Annotated in this window: 5 protein-coding genes and 1 other RNA gene; all 6 read right to left on the reverse strand. The window is 39.8% G+C overall.

All coding sequences use genetic code 11. The features are described from left to right. Positions 1 to 650: 650 nt before the first annotated feature. Positions 651 to 1011: a transfer-messenger RNA gene (gene ssrA, locus KGI01_RS13125) on the reverse strand. A 614-nt stretch (positions 1012 to 1625) separates the two neighbouring features. Continuing rightward, the gene (smpB, locus tag KGI01_RS13130) at positions 1626 to 2093 is read right to left on the reverse strand and encodes an SsrA-binding protein SmpB (RefSeq protein ID WP_087679984.1); all 468 of its coding nucleotides are present in this window, start codon (positions 2091 to 2093) and stop codon (positions 1626 to 1628) included. Between the two features lie 60 nt (positions 2094 to 2153). Then, the gene (rnr, locus tag KGI01_RS13135) at positions 2154 to 4547 is read right to left on the reverse strand and encodes a ribonuclease R (RefSeq protein WP_141275057.1); all 2394 of its coding nucleotides are present in this window, start codon (positions 4545 to 4547) and stop codon (positions 2154 to 2156) included. Between the two features lie 36 nt (positions 4548 to 4583). Continuing rightward, positions 4584 to 5330, reverse strand: coding sequence for an alpha/beta hydrolase (locus KGI01_RS13140; protein ID WP_141275058.1), 747 nt, complete (start codon positions 5328 to 5330; stop codon positions 4584 to 4586). A 69-nt stretch (positions 5331 to 5399) separates the two neighbouring features. Then, the gene (gene secG, locus KGI01_RS13145; RefSeq protein ID WP_068451255.1) at positions 5400 to 5627 is read right to left on the reverse strand and encodes a preprotein translocase subunit SecG; all 228 of its coding nucleotides are present in this window, start codon (positions 5625 to 5627) and stop codon (positions 5400 to 5402) included. A 133-nt stretch (positions 5628 to 5760) separates the two neighbouring features. Continuing rightward, positions 5761 to 6696, reverse strand: a complete 936-nt coding sequence (gene glsA, locus KGI01_RS13150; protein ID WP_068451252.1) for a glutaminase A — start codon at positions 6694 to 6696, stop codon at positions 5761 to 5763. Positions 6697 to 6836: the final 140 nt, after the last annotated feature.

Here is a 6836-nt window from a genome sequence, read left to right on the forward strand (position 1 = left end):
AAAATGCATTTCGGATGATGAATTTAATTTATTATTCAAATCAGTTAAATATGTTCTTATTTCTTCTGCTATATTTTCTTCCATACCTAATGCACCATAATATGAATAATCAATTCCTGGCTGACCCAATTTATTGGATTCATCAAGATAAATAATATACGTCATCTATACTTCCCGTTACTTCACAAAAAAATGTGTATGTATTATAATTAGTTTACTAATACTATATATTTGAGTACAATCTTTCCCCGCTGTATGAGCAGGGCTGGATAAGCTCTTCACGGCACCTTTTCCCCGCTGCATTAGCAGGGCTGAGGTGCTTTTTTTATATAGGTCGATTTAAAATATCATCAATTGAATAATTTAACTTTTTAATTGCTTCGTCTTTCTCTTGTAGTTGAGTCCCCCATGGAGATAACCTGCTCAGGTTTAAGACCCTACTTAAAAGAACCAATAACCATATTATACCAACTTTAATTATTGAACTACTAAAAAAATAGAAATAAACTGAATTGCTTCTAATGATTCTTTAGATTAAATTTCTTATTCCACATTAGCTGCGGTTTGCTGAAAATCCATGAAACTAAAAAAGTGCCAAAACCCTTATCTATCAAGGATTTTGACACTCTATGAAACCGTATGATTTCGTAATATGGAGACGGCGGGAGTCGAACCCGCGTCCAGAAACTCCAGTACTTAGGCTTCTACGCGTGTAGTTTGTCTACTTGCAAGTTCACGTGACAGTATGCCGACAAACAGGCGTCGTGTACGCTAACCTTGAAATCTCTTCTGTTAGACTAAGGTGGCACCTAACAGCGTATCCCACTATAAGTGAGCCTAAACTACGCTACATGGGCGATAGGGTAGATAGGCAGTTTCAGCAGACTAGGCTGCGAAAGCTAAGTTGTTGTTTGTTTTGCCAGTTATTATATAACTTCCGTTGGTGACGAAGCCGAGACCTCCGACGCGCAACCTAAGCCTGGATATCCCTGTCGAATCCGTAACGTCCCCCTGATATAAATTCCAATCTACTGCGCAATACTTTGTCAGCTGCCTTCACTTGCTTCAGTCATGTACAAACGTACACTCCTTCGCGCGTTCTGTGGCTTTCGCGTCTTGCTTGTATCTTGAAATTTCTATATGATTTTTTTCATTGTGTCGGTAACACCACGAATTTTTCATATGTCCGTTCCAATCTACTGCGCAATGCTTTGTCAGCTGCCTTCACTTGCTTCAGTCATGTACAAACGTACACTCCTTCGCGCGTTCTGTGGCTTTCGCGTCTCAGAACTTCTATATGTTTTCTTCACAATGTCGATGACACCACGAGTTCCTCATATATCCGTTCCAATCTACTTCCACATGTCAGAATCTCCATATGATTCGCACTGGGCATTTCATATATCCATTCCTACAGCTAGTATTGGGTGATTGTGAATTTTCCATCCAATAGGCAACATCGTCAGTAGAAAGCGTGTGCCTTCTCAGAGTGCAGATTGGATGATCAAGGTTCATTCGGGATACAGTTGCGAAGTGGCAACTGTAGAATCAGAACGAATCTGATACTAGCTTGATTACTTGAATATTATATGACAAAAATGGTCATACTTCAAGGAAAATGCCTATTAGTATTGATTTTTCGCTTTAATTGCTCGATCCATGTTTCGTTTTGCTTCTTTTGCTTTTAAGTCGTGGCGTTTATCATATGTCTTTTTCCCTTTACCTGTACCGATTAATAGTTTAGCAAAACCGTCTTTTAAGTACATTTTCAATGGGACAATGGTGTAACCGTCACGTTTTACGTCTAAGTTTAGTTGGTCAATCTGTTTGCGATGTAATAAGAGTTTACGTGTACGTAATGGGTCATGGTTGAAGATGTTCCCTTGTTCGAATGGGCTAATGTGCATGTTTGAAATAAATGCTTCACCGTTACGAATGATGACGTAGGAATCTTTCAACTGTACTTTCCCTTTACGGATTGACTTAATCTCAGTACCCGTTAGGACAATGCCTGCTTCAATCGTTTCTTCAATCGCATAATCGTGATTTGCTTTTTTGTTTTGTGCAACGACTTTTCCTGCACCCTTTGCCATGTATATCACCTCAAATGTGAGCTGCTCCTGACAAACGACTTGTCAGGAGGGCTGTGCTCGTTATTTTTTCTTTTTGCGTCCTTTTTTCTTCTGTTGCTTGGCAATGCTCTCATAGAACTTCTTGCCCTTATGCGCTTTTTTCGGTTCGCCTTCCGTACTGCGTTTGCGATCTTGTTTACGTGTTTTACCGTTCACTTTTGGACCACTCGGTGTACGGCGCGATTTCGAACTGCCGCTACCGCTACTTTTTTGTCCTTCAGATTTCTTCTTCGCACCGCGTCCACCTGCTGTAATGACACGTGTTGGTCTGCCTGATTTCGCACGTGGCGCTGGCATACCGACAACGATAAAGTCGACAGATGATTCTTCTAAGTTCACATCATGTACTTTGACTTTCACTTTGTCACCAATGCGGAAGATGCGTCCTGTACGTTCGCCAATCATCGACATTGTACGTTCATCAAAGTTGTAGTAGTCATCTGTTAGATTACTATTATGCACAAGTCCTTCAATCGTATTTTCAAGTTCGATAAACATACCGAAGTTCGTTACCGAGCTCACGATGCCTTCAAACTCTTCACCGATTTTATCTGACATGTACTGTGCTTTTTTAATTGATTCTGTATCACGTTCCGCATCGACTGCGCGGCGTTCACGTTCTGACGTATGGTTTGCGATTTCTTCCATATGTGCGCCCCAATACGCAATTGTTTTGCCTGATGTGTCTTTATTGATGACATATGTGCGTAATAAACGATGCACAATTAAGTCAGGGTAACGACGAATTGGTGATGTGAAGTGCGTATAGAACTCTGTTGATAAACCAAAGTGTCCAAGTGATTCTGGGCTATACTTTGCTTGTTGCATCGAGCGTAACATCATTGTAGAGATTACTGGGTATTCAGGTTGTCCTTCTACCGACTCTAAAATCTGTTGTAAAGCCTTTGGATCTACTGTGTCGCCCTTACCTTTTACAAGGATACCGAAGTTTGTAATAAACTCGAAGAAGCGTTGTAACTTCTCAGGTTTTGGATCTTCGTGAATACGGTAGATGAATGGTAATTTCATGTTAAATACATGTTCTGCCACTGTTTCATTCGCTGCTAACATGAAGTCTTCAATTAACTTCTCTGCCACTGTACGTTCACGAATAACTACATCAACTGGCCATCCTTTTTCATCTACAACAACTGCAGATTCTTTGAAGTCAAAGTCTACTGCACCACGTTTTTCACGACGATTTCGTAAAATAGCCGATAATTCTTTCATATGTTCAAACATCGGTACTAACGGTTCGTAGCGTTTAATTAGCGCTTCGTCTTTTTCTTCTAAAATTTTATACACATCTGTGTACGTCATACGTTCTGTTGTGTTAATCACACTCTCGAAAATTTCGTGATCAACGACAATCCCTTGTGCATTAATCGTCATTTCACATGACAATGTCAGACGGTCTACTTGTGGATTCAATGAGCAAATACCGTTCGATAAACGGTGTGGAATCATTGGTATCACGCGGTCCGTTAAATAGACACTTGTCGCGCGGTCATATGCTTCACGGTCAAGTGGTGAACCATCTGTTACATAGTGACTAACGTCTGCGATGTGTACACCTAGTTTATACGTGCCATCATCATTTTTCGTTACCGTTACAGCGTCATCTAAGTCTTTCGCCGTTTCACCGTCAATCGTCACAATCAGTTGGTCACGTAAATCACGACGACCTTCTAAGTCTTGTGGTTGAACGGTATCTGGAATTGCTTTTGCGGCATCTAATACTTCTTGTGGGAAATCCACATCAATATTGTGCTTGTGAATAATGGATAAAATATCGACACCTGGATCATTTTTATGCCCTAAAATCGCTGTTACAATACCCGCTGCTGAATGACGACCATCTGGCCATTCTGTAATTTCGACGACTACTTTATGTCCGTCTACTGCACCAAGTGTGTGATTTTTCGCAATGAAAATGTCTGTGCCAAACTTTTTATCATCTGGTACAACAAAGCCGAAACCACGATTGGCTTGGAATTCTCCAACGATTGTTGAGTTTCCGCGTTCGATAATTTCTACGACTTCACCTTCACGTCGCTCACCGGATTTTAATTTCGAGATGTTCACTAATACCGTATCTGTATTTAGCGCGCCATTTGTGGCAGTTGGTGGAATGAAAATATCATCCATACCTTCTTCTTCTGGTGCTACAAATCCGAATCCTTTCGCGTGTCCGATGAAGCGTCCACGTACTTGATCCATTTGAATTGGTAAGCCATAGCGATCTTGTCCTGAGCGAACGATGCGTCCTTGTTCCTCTAGTTTTACAAATGCTTTGACCAATTCTTTAAAGTCCTCGGCATCTGTTAGTCCCAGCTGATCTTCGATTTCTGAAACCGTTGAAGGCTTATAGTTCTCTTGTTTCATCAGCGTGAGTATTTGTTGTTCAAAATTCATAAATCTTCCCTCCTTGTACAGCATGTTTGTATTTGATTACTTGGACCAATCTAATGTATTCAAGAAGTCCAAAATATCTTGCTGTAACTCTTTTCTTTCCTGATCTAATGTAATGACATGACCTGAATTCTCATACCATTTAATCGTTTTGTCATTGGATTCGACTGTGTCATAAATATATTGTGCAGAGTGAATATCGATGACCTCATCTTTACATGCCTGCGCCACAAAGATCGGAGCGTAAATCTCATCTACTCGTTCACGTACTTGCATAATCAATTGACGTAATTCTTGTAGTGACGGCATTCCCTGCTCTTTTAAATGCTGCTGTAATGCTTTTTGCTCGTCTTCTGTATAAGCATGTGCTCGCCCAAAATCATAGGCATATTTTAACACACCTTCAAACATTTTTTCAGTTGTACGCATCGACATTGGAGCACACATCGTGACGATTCCCTTTAATGGAGCTGTATAACCTAATTTTAGCGAAAATACGCCACCAAGTGACAGTCCAGCGACAGCAATTTCTTCATATCCCTGCTCTTGTAGTGACTGATAAGCATTCTGTACGTCCGCCCACCAATCTGCAGGTCCAGTATGAATTAATTCTTTTGGGGATGTCCCATGTCCTTTATAATGCGGAGCCATCGTTGTATAACCGTTCTTTTGTAAAAAACGTCCTAGCATATGCACATCGGCTGAACTCCCTGTAAACCCATGTAATAATAAGACTGCTCGTGGGCCTCCTTCAAAGAAAAATGGCTTCGGTAATGAAATTTTCATAGCACAAACCTCCAATATATAACAGAAAACGCCTAACCTCATGGTGGTTAGACGGTTATCATCTGTTCATTAAAATTTTGCGATAGCGATTGCTAAAACAAAGAAAATAACTGAAAGTACAATGGTGATACGGTGTAACACTAGGTCCATACCACGCGCTTTTTGTTTACCAAAAAGTTGTTCAGCACCACCTGAGATGGCTCCTGAAAGACCTGCACTTTTACTAGATTGTAATAAAACCACGATAATTAATGCGACTGATACAATTAATAATGCAACTAGAATTGCTGTATGCATACATTCCACCTCCTGAATCAAAAAACACGACAACATTGTTCAATTGACAATGTCCTGCTATTTCACACGAATACAATGATACTTCTATTTTAACATGAACTTCGCTTTGTACATAGCGATAAATGTAAATTATTTAGAATATACTTAAATCATATTCAATCGAAATGCGTTTTAAAAATTCAATTCCCGCTACACTATTTCCGATTGGATCGATAGCTGGCCCAAATGTCGCAATCCCAATTTTTCCTTGTAAACCTTGTAAGTCTTCATGTTCTGCCACACTTAAAATACCACCTGACACACCACTTTTAGATGGTAAGCCGACGAATGTAGCGAACTTTCCTGATGCGTTATACATACCACATGTCAGCATCAATGCTTTTGCTACTTTCGAAATCTCTTTTGAGAAGAAGCGTTCATTCGTAATTGGGTCGACACCGTCATTCGACAAAATCAAACCGATACGTGCCAAGCTCTCCACTGTTACTTCAATTGCACAATGTCGGAAATAGACATCTAGCACACTCTCCACGTCGCCTTGTAAAATATGATTCGATTTTAAATAATACGCAATCGAACGGTTTCGGTCTGCTGTTTTAATTTCTGATTCATACACTTCTTGATTAATCTTTACCGGTTTGCCAATCATTTTACCCATAAAGTCGCATAGGTGTTGAAACTTCTCTTCGCGATTTTGTCCTGGAAGTAATGAGGTTATGGTAATCGCACCTGCATTAATCATCGGGTTGAACGGTTTACCAAACTCTGTATTTTCTAAACGAATAATCGAATTAAATGAATCACCCGTTGGTTCAACGTCTACATACTGTAAAACATAATCGAGCGTCATTTCTTCACACGCATAAATAAACGAGATTACTTTTGAAATACTTTGAAGGGTAAAAGATGTTGATGTGTCGCCTGCTAAAAATTGATTTCCATTTTCATCAATCAAGCACACAGCGAACTGGGAAGGATCCTGCTCATCAAGTGCAGGGATATAAGAAGCTGTTTCGCCTAACACAGCTAGATTTTGACTTTCTTGTACATAATATTCTAATGATGCCATTCAGGTCATCTCCTTTCATTCTACTTATTCATACCATTTTTTGCTCTGTGAAGCTAGCTTTTATTGATTTTAAGACTTAAATTTGTTTTTTAAGTTGAAAATTTATTAGAAGGAGGGTTAGAGTTTGGTATGAAAGGGAC

It is taken from the genome of Kurthia gibsonii, assembly GCF_006539985.1.
Classification (GTDB): domain Bacteria; phylum Bacillota; class Bacilli; order Bacillales_A; family Planococcaceae; genus Kurthia; species Kurthia gibsonii.

Coding starts and splice junctions, on each gene's coding strand:
- glsA (WP_068451252.1), bottom strand. CDS start 6,696: ATGGCATCATTAGAATATTATGTACAAGAAAGTCAAAATCTAGCTGTG.
- smpB (WP_087679984.1), bottom strand. CDS start 2,093: ATGGCAAAGGGTGCAGGAAAAGTCGTTGCACAAAACAAAAAAGCAAAT.
- secG (WP_068451255.1), bottom strand. CDS start 5,627: ATGCATACAGCAATTCTAGTTGCATTATTAATTGTATCAGTCGCATTA.
- rnr (WP_141275057.1), bottom strand. CDS start 4,547: ATGAATTTTGAACAACAAATACTCACGCTGATGAAACAAGAGAACTAT.
- KGI01_RS13140 (WP_141275058.1), bottom strand. CDS start 5,330: ATGAAAATTTCATTACCGAAGCCATTTTTCTTTGAAGGAGGCCCACGA.